Raw genomic sequence first — 19,386 nt, forward strand, 5'->3', positions numbered from 1 at the left:
GCAAAAGATGGATTGGGAGCGCGACGGTGGATCAGGGTTTCGATGATCGCGACGGGATGATCTGGTTTGACGGCGCGTTGCGGCCCTGGCGTGAGACCAATGTCCATGTGCTGACGCATGCGATGCATTATGCAAGTGCCGTGTTCGAGGGACAGCGTGCCTATGGCGGCGAGATTTTTGCGCTGTCGCAGCACAGCGAACGGTTGATCAACAGCGCGCGCATCCTGGGGTTCGAGATCCCCTGGAGTCGGGAACAGATCGATGCGGCCTGCCGGGAGACGCTGGCAGCGAGCGGGTTGCGCGATGCCTATATGCGCCCGCTGGCGTGGCGCGGCAGTGAGCAGATGGGGGTGGCGGCGCCAAAATCGAAAATCCATCTGGCGATCGCAGCCTGGGAATGGGGCGCCTATTTCGGTGCCGAGGCGCTGGCGAAGGGGCTGAAGCTGGAAATCGCGCCTTGGCGGCGGCCAGCGCCTTTCACCGCGCCGACGGCATCGAAGGCAGCGGGGCTGTACATGATCTGCACGATGTCAAAGCATCATGCATCGGACCATGGCTATGACGACGCGCTGATGCTCGATTGGCGCGGGCAGGTGGCGGAAGCGACCGGCGCCAATGTGTTTTTCGTGAAGGACGGCGCATTGCATACGCCGGTGCCGGACTGTTTCCTGGATGGTATCACGCGGCGGACGGTGATGGGGCTGGCGCGCGCGCGGGGCGTCGAGGTCATCGAGCGGGCGATCTGGCCGGAAGAGCTGGAACAGTTCGAGCAATGCTTTCTGACAGGCAGTGCAGCGGAGGTGGTGCCGGTGGGCAGCGTCGGGCCGTGGCGGTTCGAGGTCGGGGCGCTGACGCAGCAGCTGATGAGCGACTATGCCGCGACGGTGCGTGGGCATGTGCTGAACAGGTAACAAAGTTAACGCTGGCTCGGTGGACGGGTGCAGGGGCGGGACGAAGTGCCGTTCATGCTGCAACTGCGAAGCTTGTAACGGCGGCGTAACGGCGGTAAATTAGGGAACCATGTGTGGGCACCAGCGTATGTATGTGCTGGTGCGTTGATTTTGATGGATAGGTTTATGATGTCGGCTCGGGGCAGTCACTTTGTTGCGAAATTGTTGCGCGACGGCGGGTTTTTCGGACTTGCCGTCTTGTTGTTGCTTGTGATGCCGTCGGCAACCAGCCTAGGTCTGTCTGCGAGGGATTTGCCACATCCGACCGGAAACGGTGCACAGCAAGTTGCTGACCGTACCGCCGGTGCAGCAGTTGAGGCATTGGTGACCTACTGAACGGTCGCCAGCGTCTGCTGCGCCGGTGCTGACGTGCAAAACATGCTTTCCCTTTTTCCGCAGTGACCTTAGACGCGCCGGGAGATGAAATCCGGCGGCACAGGAGCATGGCCTTTGTTGATGGTGACGCGGGTGCGGAAACAGGGTCTTTCATTGGCGTTGCTTGCGATGACGGTGGTTGGCACTGCCCTGCCGGCGCAATCGATCGACCCGTCTGTTCTGGAAGGTTTGCAAGGGCGGCTGGGAGGGCGAATCAATCCGTCCGACCTGCTCGACAGTTCCCGTGGGGTACAATCACAGGTCACACCGCCGCAAACGCCGGGGGGTGTAATCACCTCTACCGGCCGGGTTGATACGGTCGAAGAGCAACTGCTGCGTCGCGCCGAGGCGAGAAAGACGCTGGAGACCTTATATCAACCCTCCGCGGTCGAGAAGGATTACCGGCAGCGGCTGCGCAGCAGCAATTTACGGCAATTTGGTTATGAGCTCTTCCAACAGGGCGCACCACCGACGGGAACGCTGACGGGCTCGGTTGGTGACGACTATGTGCTGGGCATCGGCGACGAGCTGGTGGTGAATTTCCAAGGCGCGACCAACGAGACCAAGGCGGCGCGTGTCTCTCGCGATGGCATGTTGATCGTGGGAAGCCTGCGGCCGGTACAGGCGGCAGGGCGCACAGTGGGGAGCGTGCGCGCGGCGTTGGCGGCGGAGACTAGACGTACGCTGCTGGCGACCGAAATCTATCTGTCGGTGGGCACCGTGCGTGCCGTCAGCGTGTTCGTGGGCGGTGAGGTGGAACGGCCGGGCCAATACAGTCTGACCAGCCTGGCGGATGTGATGACGGCGATCGCCAACGCCGGCGGCGTGCGGCGGACGGGCACGTTGCGGAACGTCCGGGTCGTGCGCGGCGGGGCCACGCTCAGCGTCGACCTTTATGGTTATCTGGGGATCGGCGCCCCGTCTGCGGTACGGCTGCGCGATGGCGACCGGGTGATCGTGCCGGTGATTGGCCCGACGGTGGCGGTGACGGGGTCGGTGGCGCGGCCGGGAATTTATGAATTGCGCGGACCAGCCTCGGTGGCGGCGGTGCTGGGCTTTGCCGGCGGATCGTTGCGGCAGCGCGGCGGCGAAGTGGTGATCAGCCGGATCGCGCCCGACGGCAGCGAGAGTTTCACCCGCGCGAATGCGATGAAGGCGGGTGTGCTGGGCGGCGATATCGTGTCGCTGGTGGCGGGCAGCAGCGGCGGGCAGGTGGGGCGCGTGGCGCTGTTCGGCAATGTCGACAACCCGGGTGCGCGGGCGTTGGGATCGACGCCAACGCTGTCCGACCTGGTAGGCTCACCGGCGGATTTGCGCAGCGATACCTATCAGCTGGCGGCGATCCTGTTGCGGCGTGACCCGGCGACGGGTGCGCGGCAGTTCGAAACGGTGAATTTGGCGGCGGCGCTGCGGATGCGGCCCTCCATGCGGTTGCGCAGCGATGATGAGCTGTTCGTGTTCAGCAAGGCCGATATCGCCTTCCTGAACGGCGCGGCGGTGCGACGGGTGGCGCTGGGGCAGCAGAATCCGTTGCCGGACTGCGTGTCGTTGTCGCGCCTGGCGGGACTGGTGAGGGATACGCAATCGAGCCGCTTCAATGTGGTGACACGCGGCGGGTTCGTGGTGGAGCGGGCGGGGCAGTCCGATATCGGTGGTGTGGGCGGTGTGCTGGCGACCGGCGGAAACCGGCGCACGACCGAGGCTTTGGCGGAACGGACCCTGAGCGAAGCCGAGCAGAAGGGGAGCTGCCCGGAGATTTTCGAGCAGGAGCCCGACCTGCTGCCGGTGCTGATCGAGAATGCGGTGAGCGTGGGCGGTGCGGTGCGCAGGCCTGGTGCCTATCCGGTTGGCGGGGCGGTCAGCGCGCGGGACCTTGCGGTGGTGGCCGACGGGCTGGTGGGCGGTAGCAGCGGTTTGCAACTGGATATCATGCGGGTAGGCGGGCAGGCTGAGCATGGCGATGGCTCCGCACCGGACGCCCTGACGCTGGCGCGGGTGGGACCAGGGGATGACATCCGCTTCAACGCGGCACAGCCAATGTTCGAAGGCTCGGGCGTGCTGTTGGCGGGCGAGGTGGCGCGACCGGGGCTCTATGCCATTCGCAAGGGTGAGACGCTGGGGCAGCTGATGGCGCGGGCCGGCGGACTGACCAACCTGGCCTATGCCTATGGCACGGTGTTCACGCGGCGCAGTGTGAAGGAGCAGCAGCAGGAGGGTTTCCGGCGCACGGCGCGGGAATTGAACAACAGCCTGCTGGCGGTGTCGGCGCGGAAGCAGACGGCCGAGAGCAACCTGGCGGGGGCCGCCGCGCTGATTCAGACGCTGGCGACGACCGAGGCGCCCGGACGGGTGGTGGTGGAAGCCGATCCGGGCGTACTGGCGCGGCGGCCTGACCTCGATACGGTGCTGGAGCCGGGGGATGCGGTGTTCGTGCCGAAACGGCCCAATTTCGTGCTGGCGCTGGGCGACGTGAACAACCCGTCGGCGCTGCAATATGTGAATGGCAAGGACGCGGCCGCCTATCTGCGGGAAGCAGGTGGCACCCTGTCCACCGCCGACAAGGATCGGGTGTTCGCCGTGCTGCCGAATGGAACGGCGTTGCCGGTGCGCAGCGGGCGATGGTCGCGTAGCGGCGGGCTGGCGCTGCCGCCGGGGACGACGATCATCGTGCCGAAGAATATCGATCCGCTTTATCGGCTGGACGTGATCCGCGACATCACCACGATCATCGCCTCGCTGGCGACATCGATCGGGACGGTCGCCATCCTCGCAACTCGGTGAACATGACCACGACGGCGCTGTTGCTGGGCCTGCTGGGGGCGGCGGTGGCATCCGGGGTGGGCTGGTGGGCGAAGCCGCTGGGCATGCGGCTGTCCCTGCTGGATTTTCCCGATCTGGCGGGCGGACGTAAACTGCATGCCGAGCCGACACCGCTGGTGGGCGGCATCGCGCTGATGCTGACGATGCTGCTGGCGGTGGGGTGGATGCTGTTCGCCGGGCCTGACATCGGCGCATCGCTGCGGGTGCACATGCTGTGGTTCCTGCTGACGGTGGGCGTGATGTTTCTGATCGGGCTGGCGGATGACCGGTTCGGGTTGACGGCGTTGCTGCGGCTGGCGCTGGCGACGGCGATCCTGCTGTTCGGGGCGGCGGAGGTGTTCGAGTTTCAGGTGAGTTTCCTGCGCTTCGCCGGTGACGCCGAGTTGATCCCATTGCCCGGGCTGTGGGGGTTGGGGTTCACGCTGCTGTGCCTGATCGGTTTCCTGAATGCGGTGAACATGGCGGACGGCAAGAACGGGCTGGTGATCGGACAGGCGCTGATCTGGGCCCTGGTGCTGGCGGCGCGGCTGCCGGCGGAGCTGTTGCCGGTGCTGGCAGCGCTGGCGGGCACGCTGCTGGTGCTGTTCCTGTTCAACATGCGCGGGCGCCTGTTCCTGGGGGACAGCGGCAGCTATTGCCTGTCGGCGATTTTCGGGCTCCTTGCCGTGTTCGGCTGGAACAACGGCTTTGCCGACATGAATGCCGATGATGTCGCACTGATCTTCGCCCTGCCGGTGTTCGATACGCTGCGCCTGATCGTGCAGCGGGTGGCGCAGGGGCGGTCGCCGTTCAGCCCGGGGCGGGACCACCTGCATCATTATCTGTTCGATCGTTGGGGTTGGCCGGGGCCGTTGCCCTGGGTGCTGGCCCTGGTGGCATTGCCGAACATGGCGGCGCTGATCTGGCCGGGAACGGGGCTTTGGTGGCTGGGCGTGACGCTGCTGGGCTATGTCGGGCTGATGTGGGCGGCGCGACGCGGCCGGGTGGCCGCGGCGATTTAGGGCTTGGCATTTCGGGTGTGCGGGGCTATCTGCCCGCCTCCGGTCGCGGCGGTTGCAGCGGCGTGTTGGGGTGTCGCCAAGCGGTAAGGCACCGGTTTTTGGTACCGGCATTCCCAGGTTCGAATCCTGGCACCCCAGCCATTCCCTGTCCGATCGGCCTTCGTGATTGGCAGGGCGCCCGCGTTGCGGCACGGTGGCGGCATGGGTAAGCCATCCTATGACATCGAGGGGCGGGATTGGCCCCACCGCGAAGCCAGCCGGTTCATCGAGGCTGGCGGGGTACGCTGGCACGTGCAGGTAGCCGGTGAGGGGCCGGACATTTTGCTGCTGCACGGCACCGGGGCGGCGACGCACAGCTGGGCGCCGCTGTGGCCGCTGCTGGTGCCGCACGGGAGGCTGATCGCCGTCGATCTCCCGGGGCATGGGTTCAGCGGGCGCGGTGACCTGCGGCTGCCGGGAATGGCGCGCGGGGTGGCGGCGCTGCTGCCGGCGCTGGGGGTGGAACCGGCGCTGCTGGTGGGGCATTCGGCGGGGGCGGCCGTAGCGGTGCAGCTGGCGCTGGACGGGATGCGGGCGCCGATTCTCAGCATCAACGGTTCGTTGTTGCCCTTTCCGGGCGTGGCGGGGCTGTTGTTTCCGGCGGCGGCCAAGCTGCTGTTCCTGAACCCGCTGACGCCGCGGATGTTCGCGCTGCGCGCCCGCCTGCCGGGGGAGGTGGGGCGTTTCATGGCGCGGGCGACGGGCTCGCGGATTCCGGAGCCGCAGGTGGCGCTCTATGCGCGGCTGTTGGCGACGTCCGGCCATGTCGGGGCGGCGCTGGGGATGATGGCGAACTGGGACCTGGAGGCGCTGGCGGCGCGGTTGCCGACGCTGGACATGCCCTTGACGCTGATCGCCGGCGAGAAGGATGCGGCGGTGCCGGCGGACGTGGCGCGTCAGGTGGCGGCGAAGGTGCCGGGCGCCGAGGTGGTGATGCTGCCGGGCGTGGGACATCTGGCGCATGAGGAAGCGCCGCACCTGGTGGCGCCGTACATCATCCGGGCATTGACGGGAGGACGGGATGGTTGATCCGCATTACTATGGCCTGATCGAACTGGTGCTGTTCGGAGCGATTGCCTTGGGGCTGGGGTTTGCGCTGTGGTGGCCGGTGCGACCGTCGAAGATCCGGGCAGCGAGGGATGCCGAGGCGGCGCGTCTGGCGGAGCGTTCGGCGCAGGGTTCAGCGCAGGGTTCTGGGCATGCGGAACGGGAGCATGGCGCGGACGAGAGGTGAGCGGAAGCGCGTGAGGCTGAGCGATTCGTGGATGGCGCTGACGGGTTCGCCGAACAGGTGGGTGGTGAGCTGGGTGCGGGCGTAGAAGGGCGAATCGGTCCAGGTGCGGTTGACGGTGGCAAATTGACCGGCGTCGGCGCGGGTGGTGCGGGGGATGCGCCAGGCGCTTCGGGGCAGCGGCGCGAGCGGCGGCGCTTCGACAGCGCGTGCGGCGCCGGCGGCATCAAAGGCGAGGGCAAGGGCGAAATCGCTGCCGTCGCGGCGCTGGCCTTCGTAGAAGACGACGGTATCGTGGGCGAGATGGGCGCGTGACCAGTCCCAATGGGTGAAGCCATCCTCGAGCGGGGTGGCGCCGAAATTGCTGTCGAAATAGGCGGTGCCGTGCCAGCGCAGCGCGGGGCTGGTCAGCTCGACCTCGATGCGGGCGGCGGTGGCGACGGGCTGCCAGACATGGCGGCCTTCCGCATCGAGCGCGAAGCTCTGGGTGACAAGGGCGTGCGGGTAGACGCGGATGGTGCCGCGGATGCGCTGCGGCAGCGGCGCGCAGATTTCATCGAGCGCGATGGTGAGATGGTCGCCCGTCCAGTGCAGATGGCTGGGACCGATGGCGAGATGCGCCGGTGAACGCTCCAGCGCCGCGGCGCGGCGTTCGGTCATCGCCCAGCGGCTGGCGCGCGGGCTGCTGAGCGCGATGTTGATGGCGACATGGTTTTCCGGCGCGCGGCGGCCGGCCCAGGCATAATAGGGGGAGAAAACACTGCCGATGAAGGCGATGAGGGTCAGGCCGTGCGCGCCGTCCGCGGAGAGGGCATCGACATACCACCAGGCATAGCCGCCCGGGACGACCGCGCCGTCGAAGCGCGGTCCGCCAGGATGCAGGCCACCGCCTGCTGGCCTGACAGCGCCGCCATCGGCACGCCCGCCCCCGGATGGCAGCCGCCGCCGGTCAGATAGAGGCCCGGGATCGCCGTACGGGCGCCGGGGCGTTTGAAGGCCGCCAGCATCCCATGGGTCGCCCGGCCATAAAGTGCGCCCCCCGTTGCCGGGAAGAGGGAGTTGAAGTGTGTGGGGGTCGTGATGGCCGAAGCCATGGGGGTGAGGTGCAGGTCGCAGCGGGTCAGCAGCGCCTGCAGGGCCGTGTCGCATGCGGCAAGCTCCTGTTCGGACAAGGTGTGGGTATCGCCCCGGGCGGGGGCGTTGATGATGATCTGGAGGCGTTCGGGGGCGCTGGTTCTGGCATCCGCAGAGGCGGCGCGGTCTTGGGCGCATATATAGGCAGTGGGCGCGAAAGGCAGGCGGCCGGCGGCGAGGTCGGCAAATTCGCGGCCATAGTCGCTGCTGAAGAAGACATTGTGGTGGGAAAGCGAGAAGCCGGCGGTTTCGGCCTGGTGCAGCGTGACCAGGGCGGAGAGCGACCGATCCCGGTGCGGCCGCACGGCGCGGGAGGCACCGGCGATGGCGCCGACCGCGAGCGCCTGCGGATCGGCATTGACGAGGATCGTGGCGGCATGGAGCTGCTCGCCGGACGCGAGTTCGACGCCGGTGGCGCGACCGTCGCGGGTCAGGATGGCGCGGGTTTCGGCGCTGGTGCGGATGGTGGCACCATGGCTGGTGGCGAGGCGGGCGAACAGGTCGGCGAGGGTGTGCAGGCCGCCGGCGATGCGCCAGACGCCCATGGCCTCGACATGGGCGATCAGCATCAGCGTGGCGGGCGCGGCGAAGGGGGAGGCGCCGCTGTAGGTGGCGTAGCGGGCGAACAATTGCCGCAGGCGAGGGTCGGCGAAGTGGCGCCCGAGCGCGCGCCAGAGCGTTTCGTGCGGGCGGATGCCGGCGAGGCGCGGCAGGCCGGCAAGGCCGATGCGGGCGGTGAGCCCCAGGGCCGAGGTGCAGCCGCCGCGCAGGAAGGGGGTTTCAAGGGTTTCGTAGATGGCTTGCGCTTCGTGGGCGAAGCGCTGGTAGCCGCGGGCGGCGCCGGCGCCGGCGAAAGCGCCGATGGCGTCGGCGCTGCGCGCGCGGTCGTCGTGGAGGTCGAGCGTGGAACCGTCCGGCCAGGCGTGGCGGGCCAGCAGGCTGGCGCGGGTGAGGGGGAGCGACGAATCGAGCGTGAGGCCAAGCGAATCGAGGATGGCATCGAATACCCAGCGCATGGTGAAGACGGTGGGACCGGCATCGATCATGGCAGTGCCGACGGGAAGCTGGCGGAGCTTGCCACCGATGCCGGCGGCGCGCTCCACGACCGTGACGCGGAAGCCGCGCGCCGCGAGCAGCGCCGCGCTGACCAGCCCGCCGATACCGGCGCCGACGACGATGACCGGATCGTCCGCCATGCTTCCCTCGTTCCGCGCCCCCTGTTTCCAGCGTGCGCCTGTGGATTGACCTTGGCAAGTGGCTTGTCCAGTTTGCCTGACAGTAGGGAAGGGCGAGGATGGCGTGGGATGAGCGCTGGGCGGGGTGGCGCAACGGGATGCTGGGCAGCGCGCGCTTCCAGGCGCTGGCGGCCCGGACGCCGGGGCTGCGCGGCATGGCGCGACGGCACGGCGCGGCGCTGTTCGACCTGGTGGCGGGCTTCGTCTATGCCCAGGTGCTGGCGGCCTGCGTGGAACTGGGGCTGTTCGAGCGGCTGGCGGGTGGCGCACGGGATGGCGCCGGCCTGGCGTCCGACATGGGACTGTCGGACGCGGCCACGGAGCGGCTGCTGAAGGCGGCGGCGGCGCTGGCGCTTGTGCAGCGGCTGCGTGACGGGCGCTGGATGCTGGGGGTGAGGGGAGCGGCACTGCGCGGCAATCCAGGCATTGCGGCGATGGTGGCGCACCACCGCGCGCTCTACGCCGACCTCAACGAGCCGGTGGCGTTGCTGCGGCGGGAGCGGGGCGGGGCGCTGGCGGGCTATTGGGATTATGACCGGGCGGCCGCGGACAATGTGGCGGCCTATTCAACGCTGATGGCGGCCTCGCAGCCGATGGTGGCGCGGCAGGTGCTGGACGCGGTTTCCCTGGCGGATGCACGATGCCTGCTGGATGTGGGCGGCGGCGAGGGGGCGTTCCTGGAGGCGGTGCGGGCGCGGTGGCCGCGGCTGGCGCTGCACCTTTTTGACCTGCCGCCGGTGGTGGCGCGTGCACAGGCAAGGCTGGGGCCGGGGGTGACGGTGCATGGCGGCAGTTTTCATGACGACCCCCTGCCGGTGGTGGCCGATGTCATCACGCTGGTGCGCGTGCTGCACGACCATGATGATGCCGAGGCGCTGCTGCTGCTGCGACGGGTGCATGCGGCGCTGCCGGCGGGGGGGCGGCTGGTGATCGCCGAGCCGATGGCGGACACGGCAGGCGCGCGGGCGATGGGCGACGCCTATTTCGGCCTCTATCTGTGGGCGATGGGGCGCGGGCGGCCGCGAACGGGGGCGGAGATCATCGCGATGCTGCGGGCGGTTGGTTTTGCCGGCGCGCGCATGCGCCGCACCGGGTTGCCGCTGGTTGCGGGTATGATCGTGGCCCATCGATGACGGTTGGAGTGTAAATGTTTATTGACAGGGTGATGCGTCAATCATAGCTTACATCATGGAAGTTCCGGTCACCTGACAGGAAATTCCGGGCGGCTGCTGGCGGGGGCCAGGATGCCCTGGGGATGGGAATGCGCACGCAGGCGGTTGTCTTGAATGCACCTGAGAGCCTGGCACTCGCCACGCTGGCGTTGCATGACATGATGGCGGACGACCTGACGGTGGACATTGCGTTCAGCGGCATCAGCACAGGCACCGAGCGGCTGCTGTGGAGCGGACGGATGCCGGCATTTCCCGGCATGGGCTATCCGCTGGTGCCGGGATATGAATCGGTCGGCACAGTGGTTGCTGCGGGCGATGCTGCGCAGCATCGGATCGGTGAGACGGTGTTCGTGCCGGGCGCCAATTGCTATCACGGCGCGCGGGGCCTTTTCGGCGGGTCGGCGGCGCGCGTGGTCCTGCCCTCGGCGCGGGCCGTGACAGTTGCCGAGTCCCTGAACGAGCGGGCCGTTCTGGTGGCCCTGGCGGCGACGGCGCGGCATGCGCTTGCAGGCGGCACCGCGCTGCCTGAACTGATCGTCGGGCATGGGGTATTGGGCCGGTTGCTGGCGCGGCTGGTGATCGCGATGGGTGGTGACGCGCCGGTCATATGGGAGACGGATGCCAGGCGGCGGGCGGGTGACACCGGCTATGCCGTGGTCGATCCCAGGGATGACGACCGGCGCGACTATGGCGTGATCCTGGACGCCAGCGGGGCGGGCGACCTGCTCGACACGCTGATCGCTCGGCTGGCGCGCGGCGGGGAAATCGTGCTGGCGGGGTTTTACGAAGCCCCGATGCGCTTTGCCTTTCCGCCGGCCTTCATGCGCGAGGCAAGGCTGCGGGTGGCGGCGGAGTGGACGCCGGAGGACCTGGGCGCGGTGCTGGCGCTGGTGGAAGCCGGGCTGCTGAGCCTGGACGGATTGATCACGCATTGCCGGCCGGCTGGGGCGGCGGAGGCGGCATACAGGCAGGCATTCGGCGACGCCGATTGCCTGAAGATGCTCCTCGATTGGAGAGGCTGCGCATGAGCATGTATGACCCCGAGCGGTTGCGCGAGGAAGCGCGGCAGGAGCCGGATCCGGTGCACACCGGACCGGTGACCAAGGAAACGCAGATCATCGCCATCTATGGCAAGGGCGGCAGCGGCAAGAGTTTCGCGCTGGCCAACCTGTCCTACATGATGGCGCAGCAGGGCAAGCGCGTGCTGCTGATCGGTTGCGATCCGAAGAGCGACACCACGAGCCTGCTGTTCGGCGGCAAGGCAACGCCGACGATCATCGAGACGTCGTCCGCCAAGAAGCTGGCGGGCGAGGAGGTGCGGATCGAGGATGTCTGCTTCCAGCGCGACGGGGTGTTCGCGATGGAGCTGGGCGGGCCGGAAGTGGGCCGCGGCTGCGGCGGGCGCGGCATCATCCATGGCTTCGAGACGCTGGAGAAGCTGGGGTTCCATGAATGGGGCTTCGACTATGTACTGCTGGATTTCCTGGGCGACGTGGTGTGCGGCGGCTTCGGCCTGCCGATCGCGCGGGACATGTGCCAGAAGGTGATCGTGGTTGCGTCGAATGACCTGCAATCGCTCTATGTCGCCAACAATGTCTGCAAGGCGGTGGAATATTTCCGCAAGATGGGCGGCAATGTTGGTGTGGCGGGCATCCTGATCAACAAGGACGACGGCTCGGGCGAGGCGCAGGCCTTTGCCAGGGCGGTGGGGATTCCGGAACTGATCTCCATTCCCGCGCACGAGGATATCCGCAAGAAATCGGCCAACTACCAGATCATCGGCACGTCCGAGAGCCAGTGGGGCGTGTTGTTCGAACAGCTGGCGGAGAATGTGGCGAATGCGCCCCCGGTGCGGCCGACGCCGCTGGACCAGGATGGGCTGCTGGCGCTGTTCAAGCCGGAGGAGACGGGCGGCAATGTGACGCTGCGGCCGGCGAGCCAGGCGGACATGCGCGGCGCCGCCTATGTGGCGAAGCCGAGCCTGGAAGTGGTGTACGACGCGGTATGAGCGAGGTGCTGCCCTTCCCGCGGGAGCGCGACGTGCTGAGTGTGGGGGCCGTCCCCACCCCCGGCCCCTCCCCTGAGGGGGCGGGGAGTTGCTCGTCGGCGGCAACGATGAAGGAAGCGGCGGCGAAGGCGGGCAAGTCCGAGGTGCTGGCGCGCTATGCGGCGGACTATCCGGTGGACGCGGCGCGCGGTCCGCATGACCAGCCGCAGTCGATGTGTCCGGCGTTCGGGTCGTTGCGGGTGGGGCTCAGGATGCGGCGGACGGCGTCGGTGCTGTCAGGCTCGGCCTGCTGTGTCTATGGCCTGACCTTCACCAGCCATTTCTATGGGGCGAAGCGCAGCGTCGGCTATGTGCCGTTCAGCTCCGAGACGCTGGTGACGGGCAAGCTGTTCGAGGACATCCGCGACGCGGTGCACGGCCTCGCTGATCCGGCGCTGTATGACAGCATCATCGTGACCAATTTGTGCGTGCCGACGGCGTCCGGCGTGCCGCTGCAACTGCTGCCCAAGAGCATCAATGGCGTGCGCATCGTGGGTATAGACGTGCCGGGGTTCGGCGTGCCGACCCATGCCGAGGCGAAGGATGTGCTGGCCGGCGCGATGCTGGCCTACGCGCGCGGCGAGGCGGAGGCAGGCCCGGTGGCGGCGCCGCGGGAGCGGTCGGACAAGCCGACGATCACGCTGCTGGGCGAGCTGTTCCCGGCCGATCCGATGGTGATCGGGCAGTTGCTGGCGCCATTGGGGCTGGCGGCGGGGCCGGTGGTGCCGACGCGGGAGTGGCGGGAGCTGTATGCGGCGCTCGACTGCGCGGCGGTGGCGGCGATCCATCCCTTCTATACCGCGAGCGTGCGGGAGTTCGAGGGCGCCGGCCGCAAGGTGTTGGGCTCGGCACCGGTGGGGCGCGATGGCACGGCCGCCTGGCTGGACGCGGTGGGCGAGGCCTGCGGGATTGCGAAAGGCGCGGTGGATGCGGCGAAGAACCGCTTCCTGCCGGCGATCGCTGGCGCGCTGGCGGCGATGCCGATCAGGGGTCGGGTGACGGTGAGCGGTTATGAGGGCAGCGAGCTGCTGGTGGCGCGGCTGCTGATCGAGAGCGGCGCCGACGTGCCCTATGTCGGCACGGCCTGCCCGAAGACGCGATGGAGCGAGCCGGACCGGGCGTGGCTGGAAGCGAAGGGTTGCCGGGTGCAGTATCGCGCCAGCCTGGAGCAGGATCTGGCGGCGATTGCGGAGTATGGCCCTGATCTGGCGATCGGGACGACGCCGGTAGTGCAGCATGCCAAGGCAAAGGGGCTGCCGGCGCTGTATTTCACCAACCTGATTTCTGCCCGGCCGCTGATGGGGCCGGCGGGGGCGGGTTCGCTGGCCACGGTAGTGAACGGTGCGATGGCGAACCGGGATCGCATGGTGAAGATGCGCGGCTTCTTCGAAGGCGTGGCGGAGGGGCCGAACGCCGGCATCTGGCAGGGCAAGCCGGTCGATCGGCCGGAGTTCCGGGCGAAGTTCGCGGCCCGGCGGATCGCGGCGGCAAAGGCCGAGGAGGCGGTAGGCGTATGACGCTGATCCTCGATCATGACCGGGCCGGCGGATACTGGGGGGCGGTTTACGCCTTTACAGCGATCAAGGGATTGCAGGTGATCATCGATGGTCCGGTGGGGTGCGAGAACCTGCCGGTGACGTCGGTGCTGCATTATACCGACGGGCTGCCGCCGCATGAATTGCCGATCGTGGTCACCGGGCTGGGCGAGCAGGAACTGGGGCGCGACGGCACCGAGGCGGCGATGAAGCGCGCGTGGAAGACGCTCGATCCCGATCTGCCCGCCGTCGTCGTCACCGGATCGATCGCCGAGATGATCGGCGGCGGGGTGACGCCGGAGGGGACGAACATCCAGCGCTTCCTGCCGCGCACCATCGACGAGGACCAATGGCAATCCGCCGACCGCGCGCTGACCTGGCTGTGGACGCAGTTCGGGGTGAAGAAGGTGCCCGCGGCCCGGGTGCTGAAGGAAGGGCAGAAGCCGAAGGTCAACATCATCGGGCCGACCTATGGCATGTTCAACATGGTGTCGGACCTCGCCGAAATCCGGCGGTTGATCGAGGGGATCGGCGCCGAGGTGAACATGACCTTCCCGCTGGGCAGCCATCTGGCGGACGTGAAGAAGCTGGCGGATGCCAGCGTGAACGTCTGCCTGTATCGCGAGTTCGGGCGCGGGCTGTGCGAGACGCTGGAGCGGCCCTATTTGCAGGCGCCGATCGGGCTGGAGAGCACGACGGCCTTCCTGCGGACGCTGGGCGAGTTGACCGGGCTGGACCCGGAGCCGTTCATCGAAAGCGAAAAGCACACGACGCTGAAGCCTTTGTGGGACCTGTGGCGCAGCGTGACGCAGGATTTCTATGCCACCGCGAGTTTCGCCGTGGTCGCGACCGAGACCTATGCCCGGGGTTTGCGCAACTTCCTGGAAGTGGACATGGGGCTGCCCTGCGCCTTCTCCTTCAGCCGCAGTGCCGGGGTGAAGCCGGACAATGCGGCGGTGAAGGAAGCGGTGCGGACCACGTCTCCGCTGGTGGTGTTCGGCAGTTTCAACGAGCGGATGTATATCGCCGAGACCGGCAGCCGGTCGATGTATGTGGCGGCGTCCTTTCCGGGAATCGCGATCCGGCGGGCGACGGGAACGCCCTTCATGGGCTATGCCGGCGCGACCTGGGTGATGCAGGAAGTGTGCAACGCGCTGTTCGACGCGCTGTTCAATATCATCCCGCTGTCGACGCAGATGGATGCCGTGGAGGCGACGCCGGCGCGCGGTCTGCGCGAGCTGCTGTGGGACGATGAGGCCAAGGCCGAGCTGGACGCGCTGGTGGAGCGGCAGCCGGTGCTGGTCAGGATTTCGACCGCGAAGCGCCTGCGCGATGCCGCCGAGCGCCATGCGCGCGCCGCCGGCGAGGCGAAGGTGACGCCCGAGCGGCTGGCCGCCGCGCAGGCCCAGTTTGAAAGTCTGGCGGCATGAGCCGCCGGCTTCCCCCCATCTCCGTTGCACCGTTGTGCAGCGAAGATCCGCCGGAGGAGGGCAACGTCGCCGTTCTCAGCCGTCGGCCAGACATGGAGAAGAGACTATGAGCGATAATAACAGGCATCTCAGCGATGCAGAGGCGAAGGAATTCCACGGCCTGTTCATGATGAGCTTCATCGTGTTCACGATCGTGGCGATCATCGCCCACTTCCTCGTGTGGAACTGGCGGCCTTGGCTGCCGGGGCCGACTGGTTATGCAACGCCGGCTGCCGCATCTTCGACGATGCAAACGCCTGCTGCTTCCTGAGGAGAGACGACCATGTGGAGAATCTGGCAAACATTTGAACCTCGTCGGACGCTGACCGCGCTGGCGATCTTCCTGTTCACGCTGGCAATCCTGATCCATTTCATCCTGTTGAGCACGGATCGCTTCAACTGGCTGGATGGCCCGGCGCCGAAGGCAGCGATGCCCGCGGCGGCGGCAACGGCGGCGCCGTAGGATCACCATCCTGCCGACGTCGCGTTGACGAAAGAAGGCGCGACGGATGCAACCCGCGACGGATTGCGTCCGCCCGCTTTCAACAGAATACCCGCCGGCGGTGCTGCGCTGGCCGAGAGAGGCATGGGACGGAAGGACCCGAGATGGCACTGCTCAGCTTTGAACGGAAATACCGTGTTCGAGGAGGCACGCTGATCGGCGGTGACCTGTTCGACTATTGGGTAGGGCCTTTCTATGTCGGTTTCTTCGGCATCACCACGGCCTTTTTCGCGGCGCTGGGAACGGCGCTGATCCTGTACGGCGCGGCCATCGGGCCGACATGGAACCCGTGGCTGATCAGCATCGCGCCGCCGGACATCAGCTATGGCCTGGCGCTGGCGCCGCTGCGGGAAGGCGGGCTCTGGCAGATCATCACGATCTGCGCGATCGGTGCCTTTGGCAGCTGGGCGCTGCGGGAAGTGGAAATCTGCCGCAAGCTGGGCATTGGTTACCATGTGCCGATCGCGTTTGGCGTGGCGATCTTCGCCTATGTGACGCTGGTGGTGATCCGGCCGCTGCTGCTGGGGGCATGGGGGTTCGGTTTCCCCTATGGCATCTTCAGCCACCTGGATTGGGTGTCGAACACCGGATACCAGTATCTGCACTTCCATTATAACCCGGCGCACATGCTGGCGGTGAGTTTCTTCTTCACCACGACGCTGGCGCTGGCGCTGCATGGCTCGCTGATCCTGTCGTCGGTCAATCCGGCGAAGGGCGAGACGGTGAAGTCGCCGGAATATGAGGACACCTTCTTCCGCGATCTCGTCGGCTATTCCGTGGGGGAGCTGGGCATTCACCGGCTGGGGCTGTTCCTGGCGCTGAACGCCGGCTTCTGGAGCGCGGTGTGCATCGTCATCAGCGGTCCCTTCTGGACGCGCGGCTGGCCGGAATGGTGGACCTGGTGGCTTAACCTGCCGATCTGGTCGTAACGGATAAAGGGGAGCGATCATGGCGACCTATCAGAATTTCTTCACCCAGGTGCAGCTGCGCGGACCGGCCGAATATGGACCGGTGGCGAAGGACAGCGAACCGCGCACCGGCACCCCGGGCTTTTCCGCCCTGATGGGGCGGCTGGGCGGCGCGCAGATCGGCCCGATCTATCTGGGCAAGCTGGGCCTCATCTCTTTGTTCACCGGGTTCATCGCGTTCGAGATCATCGGGCTGAACATGTGGGCGTCGGTCAACTGGGATCCGGTGCAGTTCGTGCGGCAACTGCCGTGGCTGGCGCTGGAGCCGCCGGGGCCGGAATGGGGATTGAAGGTGATCCCGCCGCTGGCGCAGGGGGGGTGGTGGCTGATCGCCGGCTTCTTCCTGACGGTTTCGGTGCTGACCTGGTGGTTGCGCACCTATCGCCGGGCGAAGGCGCTGGGCATGGGCACGCATGTTGCCTGGGCATTCGCCAGCGCCATCTGGCTCTATCTGGTGCTGGGCTTCATCCGGCCGGTGATGATGGGCAGCTGGAGCGAGGCGGTGCCGTTCGGCATCTTCCCGCACCTGGATTGGACCGCGGCGTTCAGCATCCGATACGGCAACCTGTTCTACAATCCGTTCCACGCGCTCTCGATCGCCTTCCTTTACGGGTCGACGCTGCTGTTCGCGATGCACGGCGCCACCATCCTGGCGGTGGGGCGCTATGGCGGCGAGCGTGAGCTGGAGCAGATCACCGACCGCGGCACGGCATCCGAGCGCGCGGCGCTGTTCTGGCGCTGGACGATGGGCTGGAACGCCACGATGGAATCGATCCATCGCTGGTCCTGGTGGTTCGCGGTGCTGACCACGCTGACCGGGGGCATCGGCATCCTGCTGACCGGCACGGTCGTGGACAACTGGTATCTGTGGGCGGTGCAGCATCATTATGCGCCGGCCTATCCCCCCACCGGGGTCGTCGATCCCCTTCTGTCGGGAGCCGCGCAATGATGACGGGACGCACAACCGCTGCCCTGCTGGGCATGTCGCTGGCGCTGACCGGGTGCGAGCTGGGCACCAAGGTCGTGAGCCAGAACGGCTATCGCGGCACGGGGATGGACCAGATCGTCACCAAATCCTCGCTGACGAAGGCGAAGGCCGACAATGTCGTGCCGCCGCCGCCCTATCCGCTGGAAAGCCGCGACGGCGAACTGGCGAAGGACACCTACGAGAATGTCCAGGTGCTGGGCGACATCAGCAGCGAGGAATTCAACCGGCTGATGATCTCGATCACGGAATGGGTGTCGCCGGACGGCTCGCCGGGGGGTGGCTGCAACTACTGCCACAATCCGGAGAACCTGGCGTCCGACGAGGTCTATACCAAGGTGGTGGCGCGCAAGATGATCGCCATGACCCGGCAGATCAACAGCAACTGGAAAAGCCATGTGCAGGGCACGGGCGTCACCTGCTGGACCTGTCACCGCGGCAAGAATGTGCCCGACAACAAATGGGCGATGCAGGTGCCGGGCAATCCGATGACCATCCGCGGCAACAAGCGGGGGCAGAACAGCCCGGTGGTGGCCGTGGGATACAGCTCGCTGCCGAACGACATCTTCGCGCCCTATCTGTGGGGATCGCAGGAGATCCGGGTGAACAGCCAGAAGGCGTTGCCTTCGGACCATTATGCCTCGATCCACTCGACCGAGCGCACCTATGGCTTGATGATGCGCTTTTCGACCGCGCTGGGGGTCAATTGCACCTACTGCCACAACAGCAACAATTTCGGGAAGTGGACGGGCAGCACGCCGCAGCGGGTGACCGCCTGGTACGGCATCCGGATGGCGCGCGATATCAACAACAACTATATCGACACGGTGGCGAACGTGATGCCGGCGAAACGGCTGGGGCCGGCGGGCGATGCCTATAAGGTGAACTGCGCGACCTGCCACCAGGGCGTGAACAAGCCATTGAACGGCGTGAGCATGCTGCCCGATCATCCGGCGCTGGCGGGCCCGCGGATGCCGGTGGCACCGGTCGCTGCGCCCGTGGTGGCGACGCCGGCCGCGCCGGCAACGCCGGTTGCCGCGGCTGCGGCTGCACCCGCCGCCTGAGCAGGCGCTTCGCTGACACCCATGACCCTCTCCCTTCGGGGGGAGGGTTTCTTTTTTGGTACGGGAGGTCGACGTGTGCCGCTATGTCTTTGAGCGGGCGGAGCGGGGCATGGCCCAGCGCCACAGGGCGCTGTCCTTGATGGGAAGCATCAGGAACAGATGTTCGATCAGGCCGAGCGCGGAAAGCGTGGCGAGGATGGCCGCGGCAGTCTGGCCGCCGCTGCCCGGCGGCAAGGCGAGGGCCGCGGTTGCGAAATGCCAGACCAGGGCGGCGCAGCCCATGATCGAAAGCGGGAACAGCGGGTTCATGGCGCGGCGGCGGAAATAGCTGCCGAGGTAGGCGAGATGGTCGGGCAGCATCTCGGCCGAGAGGTTGGCGACGCCGAGATGGATGTTGAGCTTGGACGACAGTCTGAGCGCGAACAGCAGCGCGAAGCTGTGCGCGGCGAGCATGTTGGCGGCGTTCCAGCTGACGGCGTAGAGCGCGACAAGCGTGGCGGCGAGCGCCAGTTCATGATGGATGAGGGTGGCTGCGGCGGCGCGGAAGCGGGCGAAGCCGCGGAGGTCGGGGGCGGCGTGGCCGCGATTGGGTCCGGTAACGAAGCCCATCAGGAAGGCGGTCTCATGCCAGCCCCAGAGGGTGAGCGCGGCCAGAAAGGCGACGATGGCGCCGGCGCCGTCGGTGACCGCGGTGCTCCACAGGACGGCGAACGTGGCGAAGCCAGCGAGGAAGGTGAGGGCGAGCAGGCTGCCGCCGTGGGTGCTGCGCGGGCGCCGGTCCAGCCAGAGGATGGCGCCGGTGCCGACGAACCAGCCGAGCATCACGATCGGCAGCGCGGGCCAGAAGGCCGCGATCATG

17 protein-coding genes, 1 tRNA gene and 1 pseudogene are annotated in these 19,386 nt (G+C 67.4%); 16 read left to right on the forward strand and 3 right to left on the reverse strand.

Going from position 1 to position 19,386, the window contains the following annotated elements; translation table 11 throughout:
• Positions 1-26 precede the first annotated feature (26 nt).
• From H3309_RS05700 to H3309_RS05725, 6 genes and pseudogenes are all read left to right on the forward strand, one after another.
• Positions 27-911, forward strand: coding sequence for a branched-chain amino acid aminotransferase (locus H3309_RS05700; RefSeq protein ID WP_243453856.1), 885 nt, complete (start codon positions 27-29; stop codon positions 909-911).
• A gap of 543 nt (positions 912-1,454) precedes the next feature.
• Positions 1,455-3,440, forward strand: a pseudogene (locus tag H3309_RS05705) (SLBB domain-containing protein); the annotation flags it as partial.
• Positions 3,441-4,108: 668 nt separating this feature from the next.
• On the forward strand, positions 4,109-5,146 hold the full coding sequence (locus H3309_RS05710) for a glycosyltransferase family 4 protein (protein ID WP_182297787.1): 1,038 nt from the start codon (positions 4,109-4,111) through the stop codon (positions 5,144-5,146).
• A gap of 66 nt (positions 5,147-5,212) precedes the next feature.
• Positions 5,213-5,287: transfer RNA gene (locus H3309_RS05715), tRNA-Gln, on the forward strand.
• Between the two features lie 60 nt (positions 5,288-5,347).
• Positions 5,348-6,214 (forward strand): alpha/beta fold hydrolase BchO, encoded by an 867-nt coding sequence (bchO, locus tag H3309_RS05720; RefSeq protein ID WP_182297788.1) that lies wholly within the window; start codon positions 5,348-5,350, stop codon positions 6,212-6,214.
• Complete coding sequence (locus H3309_RS05725; protein WP_182297789.1) at positions 6,207-6,419, forward strand: hypothetical protein; 213 nt, start codon at positions 6,207-6,209, stop codon at positions 6,417-6,419. The genes bchO and H3309_RS05725 overlap by 8 nt, the downstream gene beginning before the upstream one ends.
• Here the strand turns inward: H3309_RS05725 and H3309_RS05730 are convergent.
• Positions 6,366-7,076, reverse strand: coding sequence for a hydratase (locus H3309_RS05730; RefSeq protein ID WP_243453857.1), 711 nt, complete (start codon positions 7,074-7,076; stop codon positions 6,366-6,368). The two genes, H3309_RS05725 and H3309_RS05730, sit on opposite strands and share 54 nt — an antisense overlap.
• A 122-nt stretch (positions 7,077-7,198) precedes the next feature.
• Entirely contained in the window at positions 7,199-8,746 is a 1,548-nt protein-coding gene (gene crtD, locus H3309_RS05735) for a 1-hydroxycarotenoid 3,4-desaturase CrtD (RefSeq protein WP_182297790.1), read from the reverse strand.
• Between the two features lie 98 nt (positions 8,747-8,844).
• Here crtD and H3309_RS05740 point away from each other — a divergent pair, with 98 nt between their 5' ends.
• The 10 genes from H3309_RS05740 to pufC all read left to right on the forward strand — a co-directional run bounded on the left by H3309_RS05740 (position 8,845) and on the right by pufC (position 18,527).
• Positions 8,845-9,918, forward strand: coding sequence for a methyltransferase (locus H3309_RS05740; protein ID WP_182297791.1), 1,074 nt, complete (start codon positions 8,845-8,847; stop codon positions 9,916-9,918).
• 128 nt (positions 9,919-10,046) lie between these two features.
• The gene (bchC, locus tag H3309_RS05745; protein WP_182297792.1) at positions 10,047-10,985 is read left to right on the forward strand and encodes a chlorophyll synthesis pathway protein BchC; all 939 of its coding nucleotides are present in this window, start codon (positions 10,047-10,049) and stop codon (positions 10,983-10,985) included.
• Positions 10,982-11,965, forward strand: a complete 984-nt coding sequence (locus H3309_RS05750) for a chlorophyllide a reductase iron protein subunit X (RefSeq protein ID WP_182297793.1) — start codon at positions 10,982-10,984, stop codon at positions 11,963-11,965. Before bchC ends, H3309_RS05750 begins: the two co-directional genes overlap by 4 nt.
• A gap of 107 nt (positions 11,966-12,072) precedes the next feature.
• A complete protein-coding gene (gene bchY, locus H3309_RS05755) occupies positions 12,073-13,521 on the forward strand; it encodes a chlorophyllide a reductase subunit Y (protein WP_182298524.1) in 1,449 nt (482 codons plus the stop codon).
• Complete coding sequence (gene bchZ / locus H3309_RS05760; RefSeq protein WP_182297794.1) at positions 13,518-14,969, forward strand: chlorophyllide a reductase subunit Z; 1,452 nt, start codon at positions 13,518-13,520, stop codon at positions 14,967-14,969. Before bchY ends, bchZ begins: the two co-directional genes overlap by 4 nt.
• A 106-nt stretch (positions 14,970-15,075) precedes the next feature.
• On the forward strand, positions 15,076-15,279 hold the full coding sequence (pufB, locus tag H3309_RS05765) for a light-harvesting antenna LH1, beta subunit (protein WP_182297795.1): 204 nt from the start codon (positions 15,076-15,078) through the stop codon (positions 15,277-15,279).
• 12 nt (positions 15,280-15,291) lie between these two features.
• Complete coding sequence (pufA, locus tag H3309_RS05770) at positions 15,292-15,471, forward strand: light-harvesting antenna LH1, alpha subunit (RefSeq protein ID WP_182297796.1); 180 nt, start codon at positions 15,292-15,294, stop codon at positions 15,469-15,471.
• Between the two features lie 143 nt (positions 15,472-15,614).
• Positions 15,615-16,439, forward strand: a complete 825-nt coding sequence (pufL, locus tag H3309_RS05775; RefSeq protein WP_182297797.1) for a photosynthetic reaction center subunit L — start codon at positions 15,615-15,617, stop codon at positions 16,437-16,439.
• A 19-nt stretch (positions 16,440-16,458) separates the two neighbouring features.
• The gene (pufM, locus tag H3309_RS05780) at positions 16,459-17,427 is read left to right on the forward strand and encodes a photosynthetic reaction center subunit M (RefSeq protein ID WP_182297798.1); all 969 of its coding nucleotides are present in this window, start codon (positions 16,459-16,461) and stop codon (positions 17,425-17,427) included.
• Positions 17,424-18,527, forward strand: coding sequence for a photosynthetic reaction center cytochrome PufC (gene pufC, locus H3309_RS05785; protein ID WP_182297799.1), 1,104 nt, complete (start codon positions 17,424-17,426; stop codon positions 18,525-18,527). The genes pufM and pufC overlap by 4 nt, the downstream gene beginning before the upstream one ends.
• 81 nt (positions 18,528-18,608) lie before the next feature.
• Here pufC and puhE read toward each other — a convergent pair whose 3' ends face one another.
• Positions 18,609-19,385: a putative photosynthetic complex assembly protein PuhE gene (gene puhE, locus H3309_RS05790; protein WP_182297800.1), complete on the reverse strand. Its 777-nt coding sequence runs from the start codon at positions 19,383-19,385 to the stop codon at positions 18,609-18,611.
• Between the last annotated feature and the right edge of the window lies 1 nt (position 19,386).

It is taken from the genome of Sandaracinobacteroides saxicola (genome assembly GCF_014117445.1).
Classification (GTDB): domain Bacteria; phylum Pseudomonadota; class Alphaproteobacteria; order Sphingomonadales; family Sphingomonadaceae; genus Sandaracinobacteroides_A; species Sandaracinobacteroides_A saxicola.